Origin of the sequence: Natrinema salinisoli (assembly GCF_020405205.1) — an archaeon.
GTDB lineage: Archaea > Halobacteriota > Halobacteria > Halobacteriales > Natrialbaceae > Natrinema > Natrinema salinisoli.
The window spans coordinates 253,545-273,911 of sequence record NZ_CP084470.1 but is presented as its reverse complement, the minus strand read 5'-3'; the positions used below and the strand labels follow the sequence as shown (position 1 = coordinate 273,911).

Annotated in this window: 22 protein-coding genes and 2 pseudogenes; 7 read left to right on the top strand and 17 right to left on the bottom strand. The window is 59.4% G+C overall.

All coding sequences use genetic code 11. The features are described 5' to 3' along the window. The first annotated feature begins 124 nt into the window (after positions 1–124). A complete protein-coding gene (locus LDB05_RS22155; RefSeq protein ID WP_226008024.1) occupies positions 125–1,120 on the top strand; it encodes a CPBP family intramembrane glutamic endopeptidase in 996 nt (331 codons plus the stop codon). A gap of 700 nt (positions 1,121–1,820) precedes the next feature. On the opposite strand, the gene LDB05_RS22150 is transcribed toward LDB05_RS22155, so the two are convergent. Next, the gene (locus LDB05_RS22150) at positions 1,821–2,222 is read right to left on the bottom strand and encodes a DUF5518 domain-containing protein (protein ID WP_226008023.1); all 402 of its coding nucleotides are present in this window, start codon (positions 2,220–2,222) and stop codon (positions 1,821–1,823) included. Positions 2,223–2,975: 753 nt separating this feature from the next. Between LDB05_RS22150 and LDB05_RS22145 the strand changes: the two are divergent. After that, a pseudogene (locus LDB05_RS22145) lies at positions 2,976–3,247 on the top strand (PadR family transcriptional regulator). Here the strand turns inward: LDB05_RS22145 and LDB05_RS22140 are convergent. Together LDB05_RS22140 and LDB05_RS22135 are read right to left on the bottom strand one after the other, a co-directional pair. Beyond that, positions 3,244–3,453 carry a DUF7979 domain-containing protein gene (locus tag LDB05_RS22140; RefSeq protein WP_226008022.1) on the bottom strand — a complete coding sequence of 70 codons (210 nt, stop codon included), beginning with the start codon at positions 3,451–3,453 and terminating at the stop codon, positions 3,244–3,246. The pseudogene LDB05_RS22145 and the gene LDB05_RS22140 overlap by 4 nt on opposite strands. Positions 3,454–3,785: 332 nt before the next feature. Continuing rightward, positions 3,786–4,346 carry a hypothetical protein gene (locus LDB05_RS22135; protein ID WP_226008021.1) on the bottom strand — a complete coding sequence of 187 codons (561 nt, stop codon included), beginning with the start codon at positions 4,344–4,346 and terminating at the stop codon, positions 3,786–3,788. Between the two features lie 208 nt (positions 4,347–4,554). Between LDB05_RS22135 and LDB05_RS22130 the strand changes: the two genes are divergently transcribed. Further along, positions 4,555–4,818, top strand: coding sequence for a hypothetical protein (locus LDB05_RS22130; RefSeq protein WP_226008020.1), 264 nt, complete (start codon positions 4,555–4,557; stop codon positions 4,816–4,818). Between the two features lie 320 nt (positions 4,819–5,138). Here LDB05_RS22130 and LDB05_RS22125 read toward each other — a convergent pair whose 3' ends face one another. The 3 genes and pseudogenes from LDB05_RS22125 to LDB05_RS23695 form a co-directional block, all read right to left on the bottom strand. Beyond that, positions 5,139–5,351, bottom strand: coding sequence for a hypothetical protein (locus tag LDB05_RS22125; protein WP_226008019.1), 213 nt, complete (start codon positions 5,349–5,351; stop codon positions 5,139–5,141). Then, on the bottom strand, positions 5,344–6,282 hold the full coding sequence (locus tag LDB05_RS22120; RefSeq protein WP_226008314.1) for an ArdC-like ssDNA-binding domain-containing protein: 939 nt from the start codon (positions 6,280–6,282) through the stop codon (positions 5,344–5,346). Before LDB05_RS22120 ends, LDB05_RS22125 begins: the two co-directional genes overlap by 8 nt. Before the next feature lie 116 nt (positions 6,283–6,398). Beyond that, positions 6,399–7,325: pseudogene (locus LDB05_RS23695) on the bottom strand (transcription initiation factor IIB). Positions 7,326–7,666: 341 nt separating this feature from the next. Here LDB05_RS23695 and LDB05_RS22110 point away from each other — a divergent pair. The 3 genes from LDB05_RS22110 to LDB05_RS22100 are packed head-to-tail and all read left to right on the top strand — an operon-like array spanning position 7,667 to position 9,680. After that, the gene (locus tag LDB05_RS22110) at positions 7,667–8,065 is read left to right on the top strand and encodes an ArsR/SmtB family transcription factor (RefSeq protein WP_226008018.1); all 399 of its coding nucleotides are present in this window, start codon (positions 7,667–7,669) and stop codon (positions 8,063–8,065) included. Continuing rightward, a complete protein-coding gene (arsB, locus tag LDB05_RS22105) occupies positions 8,058–9,221 on the top strand; it encodes an ACR3 family arsenite efflux transporter (RefSeq protein WP_226008017.1) in 1,164 nt (387 codons plus the stop codon). Before LDB05_RS22110 ends, arsB begins: the two co-directional genes overlap by 8 nt. A 12-nt stretch (positions 9,222–9,233) precedes the next feature. After that, entirely contained in the window at positions 9,234–9,680 is a 447-nt protein-coding gene (locus LDB05_RS22100) for a low molecular weight phosphatase family protein (RefSeq protein ID WP_226008016.1), read from the top strand. A gap of 285 nt (positions 9,681–9,965) precedes the next feature. On the opposite strand, the gene LDB05_RS22095 is transcribed toward LDB05_RS22100, so the two are convergent. The 11 genes from LDB05_RS22095 to phnG all read right to left on the bottom strand — a co-directional run bounded on the left by LDB05_RS22095 (position 9,966) and on the right by phnG (position 19,114). Beyond that, positions 9,966–10,787 carry a glycerophosphodiester phosphodiesterase gene (locus LDB05_RS22095; protein ID WP_343232926.1) on the bottom strand — a complete coding sequence of 274 codons (822 nt, stop codon included), beginning with the start codon at positions 10,785–10,787 and terminating at the stop codon, positions 9,966–9,968. Between the two features lie 473 nt (positions 10,788–11,260). Beyond that, positions 11,261–11,656 carry a hypothetical protein gene (locus LDB05_RS22090; RefSeq protein WP_226008014.1) on the bottom strand — a complete coding sequence of 132 codons (396 nt, stop codon included), beginning with the start codon at positions 11,654–11,656 and terminating at the stop codon, positions 11,261–11,263. Positions 11,657–11,749: 93 nt separating this feature from the next. After that, positions 11,750–12,421, bottom strand: coding sequence for an HAD family hydrolase (locus tag LDB05_RS22085; RefSeq protein WP_226008013.1), 672 nt, complete (start codon positions 12,419–12,421; stop codon positions 11,750–11,752). Beyond that, a complete protein-coding gene (locus LDB05_RS22080; RefSeq protein ID WP_226008012.1) occupies positions 12,414–13,220 on the bottom strand; it encodes a sugar phosphate isomerase/epimerase family protein in 807 nt (268 codons plus the stop codon). The genes LDB05_RS22085 and LDB05_RS22080 overlap by 8 nt, the downstream gene beginning before the upstream one ends. Beyond that, positions 13,217–14,380 carry an alpha-D-ribose 1-methylphosphonate 5-triphosphate diphosphatase gene (locus LDB05_RS22075; protein ID WP_226008011.1) on the bottom strand — a complete coding sequence of 388 codons (1,164 nt, stop codon included), beginning with the start codon at positions 14,378–14,380 and terminating at the stop codon, positions 13,217–13,219. The genes LDB05_RS22080 and LDB05_RS22075 overlap by 4 nt, the downstream gene beginning before the upstream one ends. Next, positions 14,377–15,114 (bottom strand): phosphonate C-P lyase system protein PhnL, encoded by a 738-nt coding sequence (locus tag LDB05_RS22070; protein ID WP_226008010.1) that lies wholly within the window; start codon positions 15,112–15,114, stop codon positions 14,377–14,379. Before LDB05_RS22070 ends, LDB05_RS22075 begins: the two co-directional genes overlap by 4 nt. Further along, the gene (locus LDB05_RS22065; protein ID WP_226008009.1) at positions 15,111–15,941 is read right to left on the bottom strand and encodes an ATP-binding cassette domain-containing protein; all 831 of its coding nucleotides are present in this window, start codon (positions 15,939–15,941) and stop codon (positions 15,111–15,113) included. The genes LDB05_RS22070 and LDB05_RS22065 overlap by 4 nt, the downstream gene beginning before the upstream one ends. Beyond that, positions 15,938–17,002 carry an alpha-D-ribose 1-methylphosphonate 5-phosphate C-P-lyase PhnJ gene (locus tag LDB05_RS22060; RefSeq protein WP_226008008.1) on the bottom strand — a complete coding sequence of 355 codons (1,065 nt, stop codon included), beginning with the start codon at positions 17,000–17,002 and terminating at the stop codon, positions 15,938–15,940. Before LDB05_RS22060 ends, LDB05_RS22065 begins: the two co-directional genes overlap by 4 nt. Beyond that, entirely contained in the window at positions 16,995–18,128 is a 1,134-nt protein-coding gene (locus tag LDB05_RS22055) for a carbon-phosphorus lyase complex subunit PhnI (protein WP_226008007.1), read from the bottom strand. The genes LDB05_RS22060 and LDB05_RS22055 overlap by 8 nt, the downstream gene beginning before the upstream one ends. Beyond that, entirely contained in the window at positions 18,129–18,674 is a 546-nt protein-coding gene (phnH, locus tag LDB05_RS22050) for a phosphonate C-P lyase system protein PhnH (RefSeq protein WP_226008006.1), read from the bottom strand. Further along, a complete protein-coding gene (gene phnG / locus LDB05_RS22045; RefSeq protein WP_226008005.1) occupies positions 18,671–19,114 on the bottom strand; it encodes a phosphonate C-P lyase system protein PhnG in 444 nt (147 codons plus the stop codon). Before phnG ends, phnH begins: the two co-directional genes overlap by 4 nt. Positions 19,115–19,340: 226 nt before the next feature. Between phnG and LDB05_RS22040 the strand changes: the two genes are divergently transcribed. Then, on the top strand, positions 19,341–20,366 hold the full coding sequence (locus LDB05_RS22040) for a PhnD/SsuA/transferrin family substrate-binding protein (protein ID WP_226008004.1): 1,026 nt from the start codon (positions 19,341–19,343) through the stop codon (positions 20,364–20,366). Position 20,367 lies beyond the last annotated feature (1 nt).

Here is a 20,367-nt window from a genome sequence, read left to right as displayed (position 1 = left end):
ACGACCATCTCTGACCGGTGCTGGCTTTCTACTGTCCACCAATATCGCCAATACCGACGATACCGATTATCACCCGGAATTTAAGAGTCAATATATCTACCACTACGGTAGAGATTAGTTCTGCATGTCCAGGATACTTCGCACCGAGAATGAGCAGTTGCGGCTTCCACTCCGCCTGATCTGGAATGAGAGTGAACGTCGACTCCGTTCGCCGATCCGGATTCTCTTCGGAATAGTGATCGTCTTTCTGTTCGCCGGATTCGGTAGCGGATACCGGCCAACCCTTCTCACAGATGGTGGTCCGATCCCGGAAGCGATCAATTCCCTTGTAAGGGGCCTCCCCCAATCAATGGGGATCGTGCTCGGTGTGATCCTCGTCAGTGTGGTGCTTGATCGGCGAGTACTCTCCGATCTCGGAATCAGGCTTGATTCACATGTATGGTGTCGGTTTGCCGGTGGTTTTGTCATCGGGGCCGGTATCACTGCCCTGAGCGTCACTGTCGGAACGGTGACCGGGTACTACAACGTGAGCGGTGTCCACGTGAGCAGTGGCCCTGCTGTATGGCTGCTCCTTGTCGGGGTTACCGGTCTTTCGCAACTCCTGATCGTTGTCGCGGAGGAATTACTGGCTCGCGGATACCTCATCACGAACGTGATGGAGGGCCTTGACAGTATCCCGGTACTCCCACGTGGAATGGCTGCAGGCATTGCCGTGGTGATTGCATCGGTCTTTTTCTACCTCACTCACTCTGCACGCGGAGCGGTGTTCGGTGTGATGGCCGCTGGACTGGCCGTACTTCTCGGTGTCGCGTACGTTCTCAGCGGGAGTCTGGCCGTCCCGATCGGAATCCATTTCGGAGTGAACTTTGCTGGCGGACTTCTTGGAACACAGCCCATGTCAGTCTCCCTCGTTCAACTAACATCCACGACGACTGTTGCAGAGACGCTCGTCCTTCCAGTTGAGGCAGTCACTGTACGCCTCGTTGGGGCTGGCATTGCGATCCTAGTACTGGTCTTCTGGTATCACTCCACGAACGGCCGTGTACGAATCATACCATCAATTGTCCGACCGACACTTCGCTGGCAGCGAAATAGTGACGCGTCTCCTGAGCAGTCCTGAACAGACAGCTGTATGTAATAATATACTGATCTCAGATAACTTAGCCGACCTGGATCCAGTTGACGTGCAGAAGTATACCGATGTGATGAGACAGAGTAACTTTCACCAGCAGATCTCTCGGTCTCTGTAGAATCAGGTATGGATCAGACGGGGAGATTTTAATTTGGAAACGGTGTGGACTCTGGCCCAGCCCTATTTATAGGATAAGTATACTAATCTCCAGCATGATGAGACGGCAGTTCCTTTCGGTGGGGGCAGGTGGCGGCCTTGTCTCGATATCTGGATGTGTAGGGATGCTCCCTCTGAAGGTGATTCCGCTCCCGAATACCCCGGCGGGACGCTCTGGGTTTACAATACATCACAGTCAGACTTGTCTATCACCGTTACAACGGTTGACCATTCCCCATCAGCCACCCTTGAGACGACGATCCCAGCAGGAGAAACAGTCATTCGACGGGAATTTATCTCCACTGCGCCGGGGACAGCCGCCACACTCGCTGCCCGTATCGGTGATGATGGTGAGCAGAAAACGTTTGAGTTTCTCCCAGATGGTGGGGGCGACGAGAGCGATGCGCCACCAGAGTACGCGAGGCTGACGATTGAGAATGCCGTCGAGGCAAGTGCAGAATGGACGGCACGGGAAGGAACCTGATAGCCATCGCACGCTAGTTAAGTGCGCTTCTGATTGTAATTCATCGCATCACAGTTCGTGCTTGAGGTAGATACCGAGGTAACCACCGGCAGCACTCAAACCGACGGTATACAAGGCACCAAACATCAGCATGAGGATCGCCATCATACCGAACGCGAGGGGAGCACCACCGGTCCCGAAACCAACGAAAAACATCATGAAGAACATTCCTATGAGCACCATCGGGATGAGCATGACAACCCCCGCGATAGCGCCAACTCTCAACCCATCACCTGGTTCGCCGCCCTCGAGGTAGCCAGCGATCGCCCCACCGAGCAATGTGGAAAACGGCACGAACGAGAGGATGACACCGGCGGCCGCCCCGATCAACGCGTTGATCGCAGTACTGGACCCACTCTTATCAGCGGCTGGCGTATCGACCGTCGTACTGGGAGGAGTATCGGATGCCATACCATAGCACTACTGAATCTACTCGTAAAAAATGTTGGTACGACAATACTCATCACCGGCATGGAGATTCCCAGCAGATAGTAGACGTTTTTCGGAAGACTCGCAGCAACACAGAACTATCAGTTAGTAGGACCACAGCTGCCATGCAGCACCGATACCCAATACGAGCAACACACCAACGATCACTGATCCACGAAAAACACCTACCCCGCCGATCGGTCCCCTAATCGACAATCCAGAGAGCAGTCCGGGCGCGGTAATCTTGGCTGTCACCTCAAACTCAGTGTCCTTCGATCTGCTCGAGCATCAGAGTGCAGCCTCCTGAGCCGCGTCTCGAGCGTCCGCCTGCAGGTGGTCATCTCGGACCTCACAGCTATCCGAACAGAATCGGATAGCGTATCCTGCCTGATCGCAAGTGAGTGCTGAATAATTCGGTATCCGACACGTGTTGCGCTCGGTCATCTGGCGATACCTCGCTTCAGGAACTGAATTGTCTCCGCGGCTGGCGACGCTGGTGCTATATCAGTTGTTCGCATGGATTGTTGCGGCAGGCTTCAATAGGGCCTCCGCACCTCTCTGGGGGCGACAAATTATCTCGAGCGGTCGATCAGTTCAACCCACAGTTTATCAGTAGATAGTAGCCCGTATTCAGAACGATTTCTGAAACCGAATCGCCCGATTCGGTGACTACAGTGAGCTTATAATATGATATCGGATGGATAACAAACACCACGCCCAATGGAATCCAACGAAGTGGACGACCTCACGGGATTCCAACGCGACCCGTTGTACGTCATCGCAGGCGCAGACCAACCATCAGGTCAGTACGTCAAAGACGAAGTTGAACAGTACTACAACGCCGATATCAGTCATGGACGGCTCTATCCAACCTCGACACGCTCGTCAACAAGGAGTTGGTTGAGAAAGGGCAACTCGACAGGCGAACAAACTACTATGCAATTGCTAATAAGGGAGAGGAAGCGATTGAGGACAGGCAGAGATGGGAGGAACAGTTCATCGATTAGACAACAGAAACCTCGTAGTAGTCAGTGGACTTCACGAGATCACAGTTATGGAACCCGTCTGCGATTGATCCATCGACAGAGACACCATCAGATACTGTGAGGAGAGGGAGTTCTTCTTTCGCGTCTTCACTCAGTTCGTCGTAGTGGCATACTTGGGAGTCAGAGGGAATATTGTCAACCGGTTCGAGCGTGAGTCTTGGACTCATACTACACTGTATCAATTGGAATGTCTTCAATATTTCTGCAATGACAATCAATGAATGTCTATTTAGAACGTGTATTGGATCGCATAATTTTCTAATTGTTCACCTCTTCGCTAGTGATAGAATTGAGACGATTGTGTTTCCATATGCTGGATCCACTGCTACAATCGATCTCGACGACGAATTCACTGTTTTGATCGAGTAGTTATCTGGAGATAGTAGCAGGGCTTATCTATTTAGAATGAATCGTAAAATCCGCGGCAAATGTCATCTCTGTACTGAACGGAGTTTCCTGACCAACACTGGATAAAGAAACCGTATACCAACTACTGTTATCAATTGAACGCCCCATCTGGAGCGGGGATGATTCCAGTTCGGATCTCGAGTTCAACACGTCTGAGATGTTTGCAACCACCGGTGGGCTGGCGTTGTTCCCAATCTGGACAGGTACAGGTCTCTGTCTCAACATCAACCTCGTAGGTGTTCCCGCTCTCGCTGACGACCTCGTAGGTTGAACCCACGCTGGCGAAGCGAACGTCCATCTCCTCGCTCAATGCACGCCGGGTTCGCGAATCCTCAATCGAGTAGCCACCGGCCCCGAGCGGAGTTGGTGGATCTGGTGTCTCACAGCGATCGATGAACTCGTCACGACGATTTCGTTCTTGACCGCAGTTTCGGCAGCGCCAGTAGCGCGTGCGGTACTCAAAACCATCGGTGAGATCGATCTCGTACGGTGTTGGCTCCGTGCCTGGCAGCCACTCGTCGATGGCGACGAGTTCGTGCTCGTTCTGTCGAGCAACGTCGCCGGAATAACGTCGCTCTCGGTCACTGGTGTCATTGCAATCATGTTGGTGGTCTTGGTGTTGCTTGCTCTGAATTGGCCGATCTGTACTCATGGGTACTCTCGAGGCACACGTGGACGCGCCTCACCCGTCAGGCGCGAAAAACACTTTCAGATTAGGTAATCGGCGGTAGAAAGTATCTCAGACTCTGTTTGTTTGAGACAGCACTCGAAGTGGTGTGATACCTCACGGAGTCAGCTCTGTACCTGTTGGGGGATGCTCTTAACCGAGCCGATGACGAAGTTCCAAATACGAATTCGATATGAACGATGTTTCCGATCCACGGCCACCGCTTCCAAGGTGGATTTTAGACGCGTACGATGTCCTTTGTACTCACAGTTTCAATTCAGCTGAAGAGGAAGATGTGCAGTCAGTCCCCCGAGAGCAAGCGACCGAGGTTCTTTGCAGTACTGATGACTTAGGGCTTGAATCCGAGGACGCGACCCACGCACTCTCCCGGTTGATCGAGCGAGGCTACTTTTACGAGGTTGACGGCGAACTTCGAGTGACGATGCCGGAAGACTAACTCCTGAATGCGGTTCAAAATCGCGTTGATCATGCCGCTCCAAAATATGTAGCATCGGTGGTTGCAATCACATCGATGCAGAGTATTCCACAGAGGTCTGGCGACGCTACTCGACAGCCATACGGCGATGCGATATGTTCTATCTGCCTACGTGTGTATACCAGAATCACTGCTCTCCCCCAGTACAGACACGACGGTAGCGACCGGTCTTCTTTCTCTCCCAACTGTGTCCGCTCGCCCATAGCCACCTCGAGCGATGACTGTCAAGATCGACGATTCATCGAGTGCGATACGATAGGAGAACCAGCTAGGTTCTCCTACTACGGGCCTTCGAGAACTTGCACATCGGACTGCGTCACGCAGAGACGGAACTCACCAACCGAGAATGTGACCTCGAGATCAGCACCTGCTGAGTCAACGAGTTGCTCAAGTGCTTCGATATCGACCGCCCGCTGCAATTGGTACTCGTCACGACCGAGTCCCTGCTCTTCGAGCGTAGTGACGATCTCGAGGAGGAGCCTTCGATCACTCATCCTCCATCACCCCGTCAACGACATCGATGATCTCCGCAGCTGTCGAACTGATCCACTCGAGACGGTCGAAGATAACCTCCGGCTCGTTACCTTCCCATGCAGCCAGATAGAACGCCGACCCGCTCGTATCCAGGCCGAAGTACCGCCCGACGATGTAGCCGACTGCCTCTGCTTCGAGTTCGCGTTTCGAGCGCTCGGTCTTGTCGTCGGTGTCATTGTGTAAGAGGGCATGCGCGTACTCGTGGACGAGCGTCACAGCGAGATCGGCACTGTTCTCACGGTTACGTGCTTCGACGAGTGGTGGCTCTGCAGGCGAACGATACTGACAGATACCCTTGGCATCGCCGTGAGACCATTCGTCTCGGGAGACGACCGCCACATCCACAGTGAGTGACGAGGCTGCCTCGAGAAGCGCTGGCAGTAGTTCATCGACATCTCCAGTCGCTTCGGTCTCGAGCTCGGGCAGTTGCTCTCCCTCAGTCTGGGAAATATTGAACACTGGTGCTGGCCGAAAACCGACAAGACCTTTCGACCATTCTTCAGGTGGCGTCTCGTCGTAGTCACAGTCGCTTCGCTCGTGGTATGATGGCGAGTTCTCACAGTCGGGACACTGCTTCGCGATGATTGGTGCCCAGATCCAGATCGCGTTTTCACCTTCTTTCACATGACGATCGAATTCAGTCTGCCAAGTCCGATAGCCGGCGACGCGGGTCGCATGTGGACACTGCCGGTTGATCAGGAGTGTATTTCGGTAGGAGTAGTCATGGAAGCGACTCTGCACATCGAGCCACTCCTGGAACTGCTTACTCGAGGCTGCGTCGTCGACTTCCTCGACGAGGTCTTCGGCCCACGCTTCCATCGTATTATGCATCTCCTCACGTCTGGTGTCTGAGTTATCGAAGGACACCTGCGAACAGTCGCTCATAGTCATTGGTTTCGATGACGGACGCTCACTTCTGAGAACGCCCCTCACCCCTCAGGGGGTGAAAAACCTACACGAGTCACCGTTCGAGTGGAGTCTCGCTACCTTCATCCTGTCCTTCTTTCTTAGCAGGCGTCGAGCTCGAGTAGCTCGTCCCGTCGATTTCGAAGTGTGTTCGGCGATGTTCCTGCAGTATCAGCGATTTGCTGCTGTGAGAGACATAATCCAGCTCGCTCGGCAGCGAGATACAGACACCCCGCCGCGACGCCACTCGGTCGACGGCCGATCGTGAGTCCAGCGTCACTCGCCTGCTGTGCGAGCTCAACTGCCCGTCGACGGACTCGGTCTGGAACCTCGAGCTCCGTCGCTAGTTTTGGAATGCGATCGATCGACGATATCGGCTGTGTCGGTAACTCGAGGTCGACATTCATCGCGTCGTAGGCGTTGGTGAGTCTCCCCTGATCACAGCGAGCACTGGCAGCGATTTCTGCCCGTGATCGCCCGAACCCGTTACATCGGGACGTTGCATAGACACTGGCTGCGGCTACCGCCTCGAGCGATCGACCGTGACAGAGCCCCTCGGATTGGGCCCGTCGGAAGAGCGTACATGCCTGATCACGGATACTCTCCGCCAGACCGAGACGAGCGACGATCCGCCGGACTTCACTGAGGCCATACGCGAGGTTCCGTTCCGCTTTCGACTGCCACTGTGCGCGAGACTGTTCGCGACGCAGTCGGTTCAGCTGCCGTCGCTTTTAACTCGAGAGCGTGTTTCCGTTCCCATCTCGGTGATAGCCAATTTCAGTGGACAGACCCCGATCGTGACGCGTTGGCGTCAGTGGTGCGCCAGTCCGTTTCTTCGATTCCTGCCCGTCACTCCGTCCCCAGTTTGGTCCTCGGTCATTCTGGGTCTCCTCGAGCATGAGGCCACAGTCCTCACAAATCGTTTCGCGGCCAGTTCTTCGGCGACTGCCCCCACAGTCAGGACAAGTAGTTGTAGTCGTCTGGACGTCTTCGTCGAACGCCGTCGTATAGATATCTCTCGTTGCCATCATTGACTCCGAAGGGACAACAGAACAGCCCCTTCACCCCTTCTGGGGCGATAAAAAGTTGAGCGATTACGTGGAACATTTGATGAAGTGCTAACTGATGAGCGGGCAGTAGAATGAGCGGAAAGGGCCGACGTTAGAATGAGTTGCTGGTAAGATCATAGATCCGTATTTCTTGAGTTCTTCTTTGACCGAGAGTCCACATGGTTCATAACGGCCGCCGATCACATACTTTAGAAAGTGCTCAAGTATTCCCACGCTCTGTTAGGGCTATTAGCGAGAATATGCGCTATATGGAGTGATAATCGGAACTCTTACTTGAGTATCTATTCAATTCGACGATGATGACCCAAGCGACGGAACGACTTCGACGCTATCTCGACGACGAACTCGAGGAGTGTCGCAATGAGGACGTCGAACGCCGGCTCGACGAGCTCAGCACTCTCGAAGCAGCACTCGGGACAGCGCAGGTGGACACTGAACTCGATGTACTTTCGGCACTCTCCAACGAGACGCGGTATACGCTCGTCCGGGTGCTCGTTGCCGCGCAAGATGAACTCTGCGTCTGTGAGCTGAACGCGGTTGTCGACGTGACCGAGAGTGGTCTCAGCCACGCGCTCTCGAAACTCGTCGATGCAGGACTGGTTGACGGCCGAAAGGACGGCCGGTGGAAGAAGTACCGCGCTACCAACCGGGCCGTCGCGCTCGTTACCGTCCTCGATGGGAGTGTGGCCGATGAGTAACGTCGACGCCCACGACCACGGCCCCAACTGCGACTGTGAGAGCTGTGGTGACCCGCGGTCGATGGACTTTCTCGACAAGTACCTTACCGTCTGGATCTTTGGTGCGATGGCAATCGGCGTTGGACTCGGTTTCGTCGCCCCGTCGGTGACCCAACCGATTCAGGACTTCCATCTCGTCGAGATCGGGCTCATTCTGATGATGTACCCACCACTGGCGAAGGCCGATTACTCGCAACTTCGGACCGTCTTCAGCAACTGGCGTGTGCTCGGACTCAGTCTCATCCAGAACTGGTTGATCGGCCCGACGTTGATGTTCGGGTTGGCAGTCGTCTTCTTCAGTGGGCTCGCCCCCGGCCTGCCAGCGCGGCCGGAGTACTTCCTCGGGCTCGTGTTCATCGGAATGGCGCGGTGTATCGCGATGGTACTGGTCTGGAACGAACTCGCGGAGGGCTCGACCGAGTACGTCACCGGCCTCGTCGCGTTCAACAGCCTCTTCCAGATCATCACCTACGGGGTGTACGTCTGGTTCTTCGCGCTGTTCCTCCCGCCGCTGCTCGGCATGGAATCGCTCGTCGCTGGGATCACGACCTTCGACATCTCGCCGATGCAGGTGTTTGAGGCGATCGTCATCTTTCTCGGGATTCCGTTCGCGGGCGGCTTCCTGACCCGGTATGTCGGAACTCGCGCCAAGAGTGAAGCCTGGTACGATGACGAGTTTATTCCGAAGATTGATCCGCTAACGCTCGTTGCGCTGCTGTTCACCGTGATCGTGATGTTCGCCACGCAGGGCGGCGCCATCGTCGCCTCGCCGGGCGATGTCCTGTTGATCGCGGTGCCGCTGACGATCTACTTCGTCGTGATGTTCCTCGTGAGCTTCGGGATGGGGCGAGGTATCGGCGCGGACTACTCCACGACGACTGCCATCGGGTTCACAGCGGCGTCGAACAACTTCGAGCTCGCCATCGCCGTCGCCGTGGCGGTATTCGGTGTCGGCTCTGGTGTCGCATTCGCAACCGTTGTCGGCCCGCTTATTGAAGTCCCCGTCTTGCTCGCGCTGGTCAACGTCGCACTGTACTTCCAGCGAAAGTTCGACTGGGGCGGCTTCGATACCGGTAGTCTCGATTCGTCTGTGTCTGACTCGGCGACGGACGACTAACCATCCAAATCAATGTCATCCAACACTGAAACAGAAGGACCGATTCGCATCGCCTTCATGTGCGTCCAGAACGCTGGCCGCTCCCAGATGTCTACGGCCTTTGCGGAACGTGAACGAGAACAACGTGGGCTCAGGGACCGCGTTGAGATCCTCACCGGTGGGACCCACCCGGCCGAGCACGTCCACGACGAAGTCATCGACGTGATGGAAGAAGCGGGATTCGACCTCTCGGACCGAACGCCGCGAGAGATCTCGCTGGAAGAGTTACAGTCCTGTGATTACGTCGCAACGATGGGCTGTTCGACGCTCGATGTCGGCCAAGTCGGCGAGGACGTTGACATCCGTGACTGGGCGCTTGACGACCCTGACGGACGGGATCCGGAGCGAGTTCGCGGCATTCGCGACGAGATCGAACGCCGCGTCGTCGCGTTGTTCAACGAATTCAGTACGGCCGAGTAGGCAGTCTTCGGACCGGCTTTTTCGCCGTCTTACCGAACCGTTCTCGCCTATTTACGCCGTGTTTCTCGATTCACTGTCAGGCACTAGCAACCTGATGGCGGTCGAGAGACGTCAACGCCATCGATCGCCCTGTTCGCCGTCGGCCACTGCTGAGGCGTGGGAGCAGCGGCGACAACTGTGGCCCTTGATCAGTGCCTAGAAAATAACCGGCCGTCCGAGCGTTTTGAACGCGAACTCACCGTTACAACTCTATTCCGATCAGTGGCCTCTGACCGGAGTGTAACTCTATTCCCCGCTGGACCCGTGCCACCCCCAACCCGGCGGGCTACGATGCGTATCTTTGGTAGCGAAGGTAGCCATATGGGGGTAATCCGCGATCAGGGCATCGACGCCCAGCTCAACCGGTCCGCTGGCTTCCCGCCAGCTGTCGATCGTCCAGACGTTTACTTCCCGACCCTCCTCGTGTGCGGTCTCCACAAGGTCCTCGTCGAGCACTCCGGTCGATACATTGACTGCTTTAGCGTCGAGTTCGCGGGCAATAGCCAGGTTTTCGGCCTTGTTTTCGCCGAAGATGGGTGCCACATCGACGTTCGGGTCGACGTCTCGAACCGCCCTGAGCGCGCCCGGGTCGAACGAGGATGCGTAGTACTCGCCTGAGTAGTACGATGCGATATGCAGTGTTCGCTCAGCGAACTCCGTCCAAGTGAGTGGGCCCGAATTCTTGAACTCGATGTTGATCGTGACGTCCGGTCTGGCCGCCTCGAGCGTCTCGGCGAGTGTTGGGATTGTCTCCCCGGAGTTGAGGACTTCCGCCTGCAACACTATTTCCGATGACGTTTCACCGACGAGTCCTGACTCGTCTGTGAGCGCGTCTAGGGCCGCATCGTGGAAAACGACGATCTCGCCGTCCTTCGTCGCTTCGATGTCGATTTCGATACGGTCGGTACCGAGGCGACACGATCCCTCGATAGCGGCGACCGTATTCTGCGGGAAGACGTCTCTAAACCCGCGGTGGGCAGTGATACGGATCTCGTCTCCCCAGCCTTGCTCGTGGCCTTTATTTCGATCCGCTGCACCAGTACCGCTAATTGATGCGATACCGAGCATCGTACCAGTACCTTTGACGACATTGCGTCGCGATACGTGACTCGCAATTCGGTCTGTCTCTCGTGACATCACCTGAAACGGGGACCAGTCGCGTAATCATATTTTATATTAGTAATATATATTGGAAATTTAGAAATCAATGTGTAGTGTTCATCATATAGGCAACCAGTACAGGGCAAGGGAAGCGGACAGCAGGTAGCGATGCCATTTGGAGCAGATGAAACCGTCATGGGATTTGCGAAAATCTCGATTGATGCCAAATGGCGGCTCCCTCGGAAAGCAAAATCGTGATCGTTAGTACCTCCAAGAGAACGTTAGAACCAGATTTACTTGAGATGCTCTACCTGGCTTGAGGGACGGTCGTCTGGATTTCTCTTGATGAGTGGCATCCGACATCTCTACTGGCGTCGCTCTGAGTTTCCCGGGACAGTCGACTCGGTGTCAGAATTCCCTTTGTCAAGGTCTAGGAACTGTCACTCCTCGACCCATTCGCTCCGGAGCGCATAGCGGCTCACATCGTCGACATCGACCGCCAGCGTGAACTCCAACGTGATCGTTTCTTCGACGCCGATGGACCTCTTCAGCTCGAGCCCCGATCGGTGCAGCGTTTCGCCGCCGTTGTCCAAGAACGTGCAGACGACTCGTGGGACCCGTCCCTCCGGCGTAATTGGTTCGATCCCTTGGTTTTCGGCTGTCACATCGACGACGACACGGGTACCGGAGTACGTCGCTTGCGTCGAGTACTCGTGGGAGAAGGCGAGCGGTGTTTCGTTTGAGATGACCTCCCCGTCAACTCTCGATCCGAAACAGCCCGCAACCAGTGTCCCGAAACCTGCGGCAAGCGTCCCGAGAACGGCTCGTCGGTGCATACTCCAACCCCCGAACAGTCTCACTGTGAACTTATCGTCTGTAGAGTCCGTACTTCGTCTGCTTCGGGAGCTAAAAGAGAGTATCGGTCGCTGTCAGCGCTGTTCGGTCAGTATTTCAACCAGCGTCCGGAGATCCGGCACTTCAGCAGTCGGCTCGACTGAGAGGGCCACGTCTGCGATGTGGTCCCGGCGGAGAAAGACCGAGTCGATACCGGCACGCCGGGCCGCGACGACGTCCTTCTCGGAGTCACCAACGTACAGTGCCTCACTCGAGTCTAAGTCCGCCAGCGCCCGCTCGAGGTAATCCGGCTCCGGCTTCCGTCGGTCCGCACCTTCGAGCGTCGGTTGTCGACCGTAGGCCGTCCTGAACCCGTCCAGATCGTAGTGTGCGAGCAGAAACTCGATCGTTGCGTGCTGGTTGTTGCTCACTATCCCGAGAGGCAGGTCCAGCTGTCCGAGCGCCGCGACATCGTCGTAGACTTGCTTGCCGCCATCCCGGACGTGGGTCTGCTGGGCGAGGCTGGCGGTCAACTCGCGGTGATGCCAGAACGTTTCCGGATCGAGTCCGTGTTCGCGGGCCGCCTCGATCGGGACGGTATCCTCGGCGACCGTCCGTCGGGCGATCGAACGATCGATCTCGACGCCGAAGGCTCGAAACGAGTCCACGACGGCGTCGACGAGTATCTCGTGCTCAGTCGGCGCGACCAGCACACCGTCGTTGTCGAAGACGACGGCATCGTAGTCGCCCACCCATCGATCACTCATAGGCCGGTAGCTCCGTTTCCGGGGGCATTTCGTCGGTGCCGACGCTTGTCGCCAGGTCGTCGACGGATTTCGTCTCGAAGACGAAGTAGTCCGCCGGAATCGCCTCGACGACCGACTCGTAGTCGGGAAACGGCTCGTGCTGGTCGGCAGTGCCGTCGTTGTCGTGGAGATGACAGACCCGAATTCGGTGGCCGAATTCCTCCACGAACGCGCGCCAGTCGTAGCCGTTGACCTTCGCGTGGCCCACGTCGAGCGTGACCCCGAGGTACTGCGGTGGCACGTCGACGGTGTTCCGCATCGCCGCGAGATCTGCTGGCGTCGTAGTGTAGCGCCGCTTCTCCTCATTGATGGGCTGGTTTTCCAGACACAGCGGCACGCCAACCAGTTGAGCGTACTCGGCACACTCCGCAAGCGAGTGCAGCGCGTTCTGCTTCGCGCGGTCGCGGACCCACTCGGGGTAGCGCTTCGGGACCGACCCACCGTGGACGACGACGGCCCCGGCCCCGGCCTCGGCAGCGTCATCGATCGTCCGCTTGACCCGCTCGACGGAGTCCTGCCGTACCACTTCGTTATAACTGCCGATGTTCCAGTCTCGGAAGGGCGCGTGGTACGTGACGCTGACGCCGTAGCGGTCGGACAGTTCCCGAATCCGCTCGGGGCCGGGCGTCTCCGGATGGCCCGCGAGGTACTCGCGTTTGAACTCCACGTGGTCCAGTCCGATGTCGGTGACGTAGCGCATGAACTCTTCGACGGTCTCCCCGAAGCGAATGTCCATCGCTGCGCCGACGCTCGGGGTCATCGCACCACCCGATCGGCGCGGTAGACCGGCTGGCCCGCGACGAGCGCGCTAGCGACCGTCGGTGTCGGGTCACGGTCGACGACGAGCAAGTCGGCTCGCGCCTCGACTTCGATCCGACCGCGGTCGTCGAAACCGACCGCGTCGGCGGGATTTGCGCTGACGCGGTTGACCCGCTCGGGCAGTGGTTCACCGGTGTCGACGAACGCCGCCGCGAGCAACGATGGCGGGTGGTAGTCGGCCACGAGAGAGTCGACGACGCCGGCGTCGATGGCGTCGCCCGTCGAGAGGTTGCCCCACTGGCTCTCTCCGCGGACGAGATTCGGAGCGCCCATCGCGGTCGTCATACCCAGTTCGGCTGCGCGTTCGGCGGTCTCTAACGTGATCGGGTACTCCGTGATGTCCACGCCGGCTTCGGCCAATCGCTCGACTTCCGCGGGATTTTCATCGTCGTGCGAGGCCGTCACTGCACCGGTGTCGTGGGCGGCCTCGACGATCTCGTCGACGCGCTCGCGCAGCGTCGCCATCGCGATGTCGGTTCGCTCTTCGATCATCTCTTCGGCCTCCTCGGCCGTGTGCTCGCTGGCGTTCTCGTAGTACCGTTTGAACGCCTCGACGTCGCGGAACTGGCCCTTGCCGGGGATGTGGCTCATCACCGAAACGAGGTCGGCGTCGCCGTTCTCGACGACTTCGAGAACCGCGTCGACACAGCGTTTTTGCGTGACTTCACAGCGAGCGTGCAGGCGGTGGTCCACGAGGAGGTCGTCGGCAGCGGTGATTGCCGCTGTCAACGTCGCCGCGAGTTCGGGCGACCGATCGGCTTCCTCGTCAAGTTCGAACGAGATGGCGTGAAACTTCGTCGTGATTCCCGCCGCAACGTTCGCGCGGTCAGCCGAGGCCAGCGCCATGGGGAGCGCCATTCGCGCTCCGGAGCGCGGATGGAGGTGATTCTCGATGTCGTCGCCGTGGAGATCGACCAGACCGGGCAGGACGAGCCGGCCGTCGGCGTCGATCACGGTGTCGGCGTCGCCATCGACATCTCCGACTTCGACGATGCGATCGCCCTCGATACGAACGCCGCCCTCGAGCACGGCTTCGGGCGTGATGACGCGTCCGCCGACGACGGCGACACTTCCCTCAGTGGTCTGGGCGGTTGAACTCATCCGATCACCACTTCCTCATCGTACGCCTCGATGGAGGCGACGCGCTGGAGGCGACCGTCGTCCAGGACGACCACTCGATCCGCGACGGCATCGACCACATCCGTGTTGTGGAAGACGCCGATGACCGTCGTCTCCGAACCGAGATACGTCGAAAGGAGGTCGATCGCGGCCTGGCGGGTGTCGGGGTCGAGCGCGCTGGTCGGTTCGTCCAGCAGGAGCAGGTCCGGTTTCGGTGCGAGGGCCTGTGCGAGGTTCACTCGCTGGCGCTCGCCGCCGGAGAACGTCGCCGGATACGCCTGCCACAGCTCTTCGGGTACCGACAGCGCCGAAAGCAGGTCACGAGCAGTCGACCGCGCATCCTCGCGGTCGACCCCCTGTTCGACTAGGGGCCGAGCAACCACGTCGACCGCGGGGACCCGGGGAATTTCGTCGAGGAACTGTGAGGTGTATCCGATGCTGTCCCCTCGGAGGTCGATGACCGTCCGGTCGAGACACGAGGCCAGATCGACGTCGCCGTCGGGACCGTGGTAGACGACCTCGCCCGAACTGGGATCGTAGGTGCGGTACAGACACTTCAGCAGCGAGGACTTACCGCTGCCGGATTCTCCGACGATAGCGAGGAACTCGCCCTCGCGGACGTCGAACGATACGTCGTCGAGACCGACGACCTGGGTGTCGCCGAGCACGTGCATGTCGAAGGTTTTGGAGAGACCGTCGACGGACAGGACTGTCATATGACTGAATTGATGAGGGTCTGGGTGTACTCGTGGTGCGGGTCTTCCATGATGCGATCGGTGAGACCGGACTCGACGATGCGACCGTGGCGCATTACGAGCGTCCGATCGGCGAGTAGGCGGACGACGCTCAGATCGTGTGAGACCACAATGGCGGCGACGCCCTCTTCGCGCTGGACGCGGCGGAACATGTCCAGTACGCGGGCTTGGACGCTCACGTCGAGCCCCGTCGTCGGTTCGTCCAGCACGACCAGGTCCGGGTCGGTCGCCAGTGCGCGGGCGATCTGGACGCGCCGCTGCATCCCCCCGGAGTAGGTGCTGGTGGGGTCGTCCATCCGGGCGACCGGGATCTCCGTCTCATCGAAAAGATCCCGAACGCGCCCGCGGACATCCTCATACGAACGGTTCCCGGCCGAGAGCAGTTTCTCCGCGACGTTGCCGCCGCCAGTGAACTCGAGATTCAGGCCGTCGCGGATGTGCTGGTGGACGAGCGCGATCTCTCCCGTGCGGAGATCGTGGCGCGTTTCGTAGTCTACCTCGAGCAGATTACCGTCGTGGCCCGCGTAGTTGACCTCGCCGGCAGTTGTAGCGTCGTCGTCGCGCTCGATCGCGAGCAGTTCCGCGAGGCTGGACTTACCGGACCCGGACTCGCCGACGATACCCAACACCTCCCCGGCCTCGACGCTGAGATCCGCCTCGGCACAGGCGACGACGCTACCGCAGTGGGGGCACTGGTTCGTCCCAGCGCGGTCGCCGGTCGACTCGACACAGCGGGGACAGCCGGGTCCGTAGCGCGTCTGCAAGTCGTGGGCTTCCAACAGCGTCATTCCTCGGCACCTCCCTGTTCGGTCGCTGCTCCGGCGTCATCCGCGCCCGCGTCGGGCGTTCCCGGCCCCCAGTCGACCTCCTCGTCGAGGTGATGGTCCTTCGGGAGGTCGGGGTTCTCGCGGCGTTTCTCACAGAAGCTCGAGTCGTTGCAGGCGTAGCGGGTTTCGAAGGCGTCATCTCCGTCCTCGGTGGCCTCCTCTGAGACTTCGACGAGGTATGTGTCGGTCGACCCGCAGGCGTGGCAGGCCTGCTCGGGGAAGCGCTCGACGGTGAACTGCCGGTCCTCGAAGGCCAGTGGTTCGACCTCGGTGTGTGGCGGGACGGCGTAGATACGCGCCTCCCGGCCCGCAGCCAACACCGTGAGATGGTCCGCGTGATCGAGTTTCGGTACGTCCCATCGCGGGATCGGCGAGGGGTCCATCAGGTAGCGCCCGGCGACCATCGTCGGATACCGAGAGGCGATCTTGATCTCGCCGTACTCGACGATGTTCTCGTACAGGTGGACCCACATTTTCCCGTAGTTCTTGTGAGCGTGTCGCCGACGGTTGGCCGCGTCCGAGGGATCGACCGTCCGCAGCGCGTCGGTGATCGGAACCTGCAACACCAGGCGCTGCTCGTCGGTCAGCACCTCCTCGGGGATGCGGTGGCGACTCTGGATCAGGTCCGCCTCAGTGGTGTCGGTCGTCGTCGCCACGTCGGCGGTGTTCTCCGCCAGCCGACGGATGTTGGCGGCGTTGACGCTCTCGTCCGCGCCCTGGTCGATCACTTTGAACGTGTCCTCGGGATCGAGGATCGACAGCGAGGCCTGAATACCGCCGGTTCCCCACCCGCGGGCCAGCGGCATCGGCCGGGAGGCGTAGGGCACCTGATGGCCGGGGATGGCGACGGCTTTCAGTATCGAGCGTCGGACCTCGCGTTTGGTGTGCTCGTCGAGGTACGCGTAATTGTACCCCTCCAGGCCGTCACTGTCCAGGGACTCGAGAGCGGCGTCGACGGAGTCTGTCGCGATGGGCGTGCCCCCGCCAGGCGATACGTCGTCGGTTGTGGTCTGTTCAGTCATCGTCACTCGTTCCCGCGACTGCTGGATCCGCGAGTTGTTCGCCGGTTTCGATGCGGCCGCCCTCGCTCAACCCCTTGCGCTCTCTGATGGCGCGGATGCGGTCCAGGATCGACTGGAACGTGACGTAGTGGGGCAGTTTGAGGTGTTCGATGAACCCGAAGGAGTCCATCCCGTCGACCGTGTCGAGGACGAACTCGGCGTTCTCGGCGGGTTCGTCGTCGCTGTCGAGCTGGATTGAGGCGTCCAGAACCGTCATTCCGATAGCCTTGCGCTCGTTGCGGCCGAAGGTCAGCCCGTATCCGAACGCGAACTGTGGGTCCTCGCGCTTCTCGTAGACGGGGACGACCGCCTCGGACTCGGTGACCTCGGTGTGGGTGACGGTCACCTCCTCACCGGTGTACGGGTGTTCGATCCGGACAGGCAGGCGTCCGACCCGAACCTCCGCCAGCGTCGGATGGACCTGGCCGTACCCCCGCAGCGCGGAGTAGCCCAGCGCGGTCACCGCGCCGGTCTCGCCGCGGGCTAGCTCTTGGAGGACCTCGTCGCGCTCGGGCGGGTATGTGACCGACTCCCGGGTCGTGTCGTTGGGTTCGTCGACCATCGGTTCGTCGGGTTCGTGCAACAGCCCTTCTTCCCGGAGCAGTTCCGTGACGTTAGTCAGCCGCTCGGGATCACCCTCGTCGTCGAGGTCCCACTCGGCAGTGGGGTCCTCGGGATCGTCGTCAGCGAGATCGAAATCCAGTAGTCGCTGGGTGTAGTCCTTGGTCGCACCGAGGATCTGGCCACCGGGGACGTCCTTGAACGCCGGTGAAACCCGCCTACTGGCGATAATTTCGGCCGGATCGGCTGTGGCAGTTTCGTCGAACCGTTCCAGCGTCGAGCGGTACGCCCGCAGCAGGAACGCGGCCTCGACCGTGTCGCCCTGGGCCTGCTTGATCGCCAGCGCGGCCAGTCGCGGAGCGTAGAGGCCGCCCTCACTCATCGCCTGTGCGGTGAGGCGGCCGAGTTGCCCCTCGATCTGATCGACGCCGATATCGTCGGAGTCGTCGTCGATGCGCTGTTTTTCGAACAACTGCTCGGCGCGCTCGACGAGTTCCTCCCCGGCAGTAACCGCGACGTACCCCACTCAGACCACCTCCAACGTTACCGACCGCGGGAGTGCGGCCACGCGATCCTCGGTGGCGAAGATAGCGTCGACGCCGCGCGGGTAGTCGGACTGGGCCGCAGCGAGTGCGGACAGTTCCGTCTCGGGCAGCGCCACCGATAGCATTGCCGTCCCGTCGACACCTGGGCCCGAGAGGCTCAGTGTTGTTCCGTCGCCCGCGTCGTCGTCGAGTGTTTCGACGCGGTAGACGACGGTCGCCCCGTCGCTGGGCTCGGTCAGCGAGCCACGCCTGCAGTCCTGCACATCCCAATCGAGGTGTTCGCGGGCGTGGACGATGTCCGCCTCCCCGAACGGAGCGCGTTGAAGCCGGCCCTGATCGGACAGGGCGGCCCGCACGGTCTCGTCGTCGGTCGCCAGCGTCACCTCGTGATCGACGAGGGTCGCCACGACGGCGTGGTCCGCGGGCGCTGGGACGGCGTGGACGGTTCCGGGCCGGCTCATCGCCTCCAGTAGCCCGTCGAACGTCCGGCGGGTGTCGTGAACGGGATCGATGCCGAGGGCTCTCACTCTTGCCCCTCCATCGTCTCGAATTCGACGGCGGTGTGTTTGCTCTGGGCCCAATCCTGTCGTCGCTGCTCGCGTTCCCGAGCGGCCACGTCTTCGAGGGCAGCAACGATCGCGGGCGTCTCCTCGTGGCCCGCGGCGACAGCAGCATCGACGATCGCGCCCGAGAGCGCGGCCCGTTCGCCCTTGCCCGGCACCATGGCAAAGCCGCGTGTCCCTTCGAGTTCGACCTCCGCGGGTGTCACCAGAACTTCGCCGAGGTTGAACGGGCGACGTTCGACCGGGTCACACACCTGTTGCATCAGTAACTGTGGCCGTGGTTCTTGACGGACCGACAGCGGCGGGTCCCCTTCGAGCACGTCGTTGGCGAACTGAGCGAGTGTCGCCCCCTCGCAGGCGGCGATCAGCTCGAACCGATCGGATCTGTCGTGTGGATCAACCATACACTCGGTCGAAACACGTCCAAACGACTGCATAAGGATTCTCTCGGTACTCTCTATGGATCGCTCGTCGCCGGGGTTGATCCCACCGATCGGTGTGTCGAGTACGGTCGGGTACGTACTCCGCGTGATAGTCGGGATACATATCTAGGTGGCAGAAGGACTGATACGGAGCCTTCGGACTCTACCCAGTCAATCGTTATTCGGTCGGTTTTCCAGTGTCGAATTGATGTCTGACAGACAGAGCGACGACGGAATGGGCGAATCAACACTCAATGGAAACAGTCGAAGACATTCAGTCGGTCGACGCGGGTTCATTTCAGGGACCGCGGCGACCGCCCTCACTGCGAGTTTAGCAGGCTGTGGGGGCGTCATTGGCGGGACCGCGGACGAAAGCGTCGTTACGATGCTGTTGACACCGGGGACACCGGCAGACGCTCGCCGTCGGTACAAACCCGTTCAGAACCTCCTCAACGCAGAAATCGACGATGCAGAGTTCGAGATGCAAGTCCCGACGGACTACTCGGCAATCCGTCCAGCACTGGAAAGCGAGCAGGCCGAGATCGGGATGGACGACGTGACGGTGCTCTCGAAACCGGACATGATGGACATCTACGGGACGACCGTCACCGGCGGCTCGGCGTTTTACTTCTCGATGATGCTCGTCCAGCCGGATTCGGATATCGAAGAACGCACCGACGTCGAAGGGAAGACGTGGGCCTTCGCAGACCGACTCTCGACGAGCGGTTCGATCTTCGCGCTCTATACGCTTCAGGAGGCCGGACTCGATATCGGTGGAGCGCCAAAGGACGATCCGGTCGACTTCGAGGGCAGTTGGACTGACCACGACCAAGCGCTCCAGCGACTCGCCGAGGGCCAAGCCGACGGTGCGACCACTTGGGGTGGCAACGGTATCCCGCACATCCCAGAGGGAACGGATCTACCCGACCGGGTTGAGGAGAACAGCTCGTTCCTGGATACGATGGGAACCGAGACGCCGGAGTTCAAACCGATCTGGTGGTCGTTCCCGATACCGAAACAACCGATGTACGCCCGTAGCTCCTGGGAATCGGACATAAAAGAGGAAGTCGGTGAGGTCCTCCGCAACTCTACGCAAGAGAAGATCGAACAGCACTATCCTGACGACTACAACGAGGAAGAACTGCCGTTCACGACACTGGAAGACACATCCATAGACGACTACCAGCCGGTCATCGAGCGCATGAACGCAGTCGGTATCGATCCCTCAGAATAAC

Excerpts from the sequence above, each read along its gene's own strand:
- LDB05_RS22155 (WP_226008024.1), top strand. The coding sequence starts at position 125 with ATGTCCAGGATACTTCGCACCGAGAATGAGCAGTTGCGGCTTCCACTC.
- LDB05_RS22150 (WP_226008023.1), bottom strand. The coding sequence starts at position 2,222 with ATGGCATCCGATACTCCTCCCAGTACGACGGTCGATACGCCAGCCGCT.
- LDB05_RS22140 (WP_226008022.1), bottom strand. The coding sequence starts at position 3,453 with ATGAGTCCAAGACTCACGCTCGAACCGGTTGACAATATTCCCTCTGAC.
- LDB05_RS22135 (WP_226008021.1), bottom strand. The coding sequence starts at position 4,346 with ATGAGTACAGATCGGCCAATTCAGAGCAAGCAACACCAAGACCACCAA.
- LDB05_RS22130 (WP_226008020.1), top strand. The coding sequence starts at position 4,555 with ATGAACGATGTTTCCGATCCACGGCCACCGCTTCCAAGGTGGATTTTA.
- LDB05_RS22125 (WP_226008019.1), bottom strand. The coding sequence starts at position 5,351 with ATGAGTGATCGAAGGCTCCTCCTCGAGATCGTCACTACGCTCGAAGAG.
- LDB05_RS22120 (WP_226008314.1), bottom strand. The coding sequence starts at position 6,282 with ATGACTATGAGCGACTGTTCGCAGGTGTCCTTCGATAACTCAGACACC.
- LDB05_RS22110 (WP_226008018.1), top strand. The coding sequence starts at position 7,667 with ATGACCCAAGCGACGGAACGACTTCGACGCTATCTCGACGACGAACTC.
- arsB (WP_226008017.1), top strand. The coding sequence starts at position 8,058 with ATGAGTAACGTCGACGCCCACGACCACGGCCCCAACTGCGACTGTGAG.
- LDB05_RS22100 (WP_226008016.1), top strand. The coding sequence starts at position 9,234 with ATGTCATCCAACACTGAAACAGAAGGACCGATTCGCATCGCCTTCATG.
- LDB05_RS22095 (WP_343232926.1), bottom strand. The coding sequence starts at position 10,787 with ATGCTCGGTATCGCATCAATTAGCGGTACTGGTGCAGCGGATCGAAAT.
- LDB05_RS22090 (WP_226008014.1), bottom strand. The coding sequence starts at position 11,656 with ATGCACCGACGAGCCGTTCTCGGGACGCTTGCCGCAGGTTTCGGGACA.
- LDB05_RS22085 (WP_226008013.1), bottom strand. The coding sequence starts at position 12,421 with ATGAGTGATCGATGGGTGGGCGACTACGATGCCGTCGTCTTCGACAAC.
- LDB05_RS22080 (WP_226008012.1), bottom strand. The coding sequence starts at position 13,220 with ATGACCCCGAGCGTCGGCGCAGCGATGGACATTCGCTTCGGGGAGACC.
- LDB05_RS22075 (WP_226008011.1), bottom strand. The coding sequence starts at position 14,380 with ATGAGTTCAACCGCCCAGACCACTGAGGGAAGTGTCGCCGTCGTCGGC.
- LDB05_RS22070 (WP_226008010.1), bottom strand. The coding sequence starts at position 15,114 with ATGACAGTCCTGTCCGTCGACGGTCTCTCCAAAACCTTCGACATGCAC.
- LDB05_RS22065 (WP_226008009.1), bottom strand. The coding sequence starts at position 15,941 with ATGACGCTGTTGGAAGCCCACGACTTGCAGACGCGCTACGGACCCGGC.
- LDB05_RS22060 (WP_226008008.1), bottom strand. The coding sequence starts at position 17,002 with ATGACTGAACAGACCACAACCGACGACGTATCGCCTGGCGGGGGCACG.
- phnG (WP_226008005.1), bottom strand. The coding sequence starts at position 19,114 with ATGGTTGATCCACACGACAGATCCGATCGGTTCGAGCTGATCGCCGCC.
- LDB05_RS22040 (WP_226008004.1), top strand. The coding sequence starts at position 19,341 with ATGTCTGACAGACAGAGCGACGACGGAATGGGCGAATCAACACTCAAT.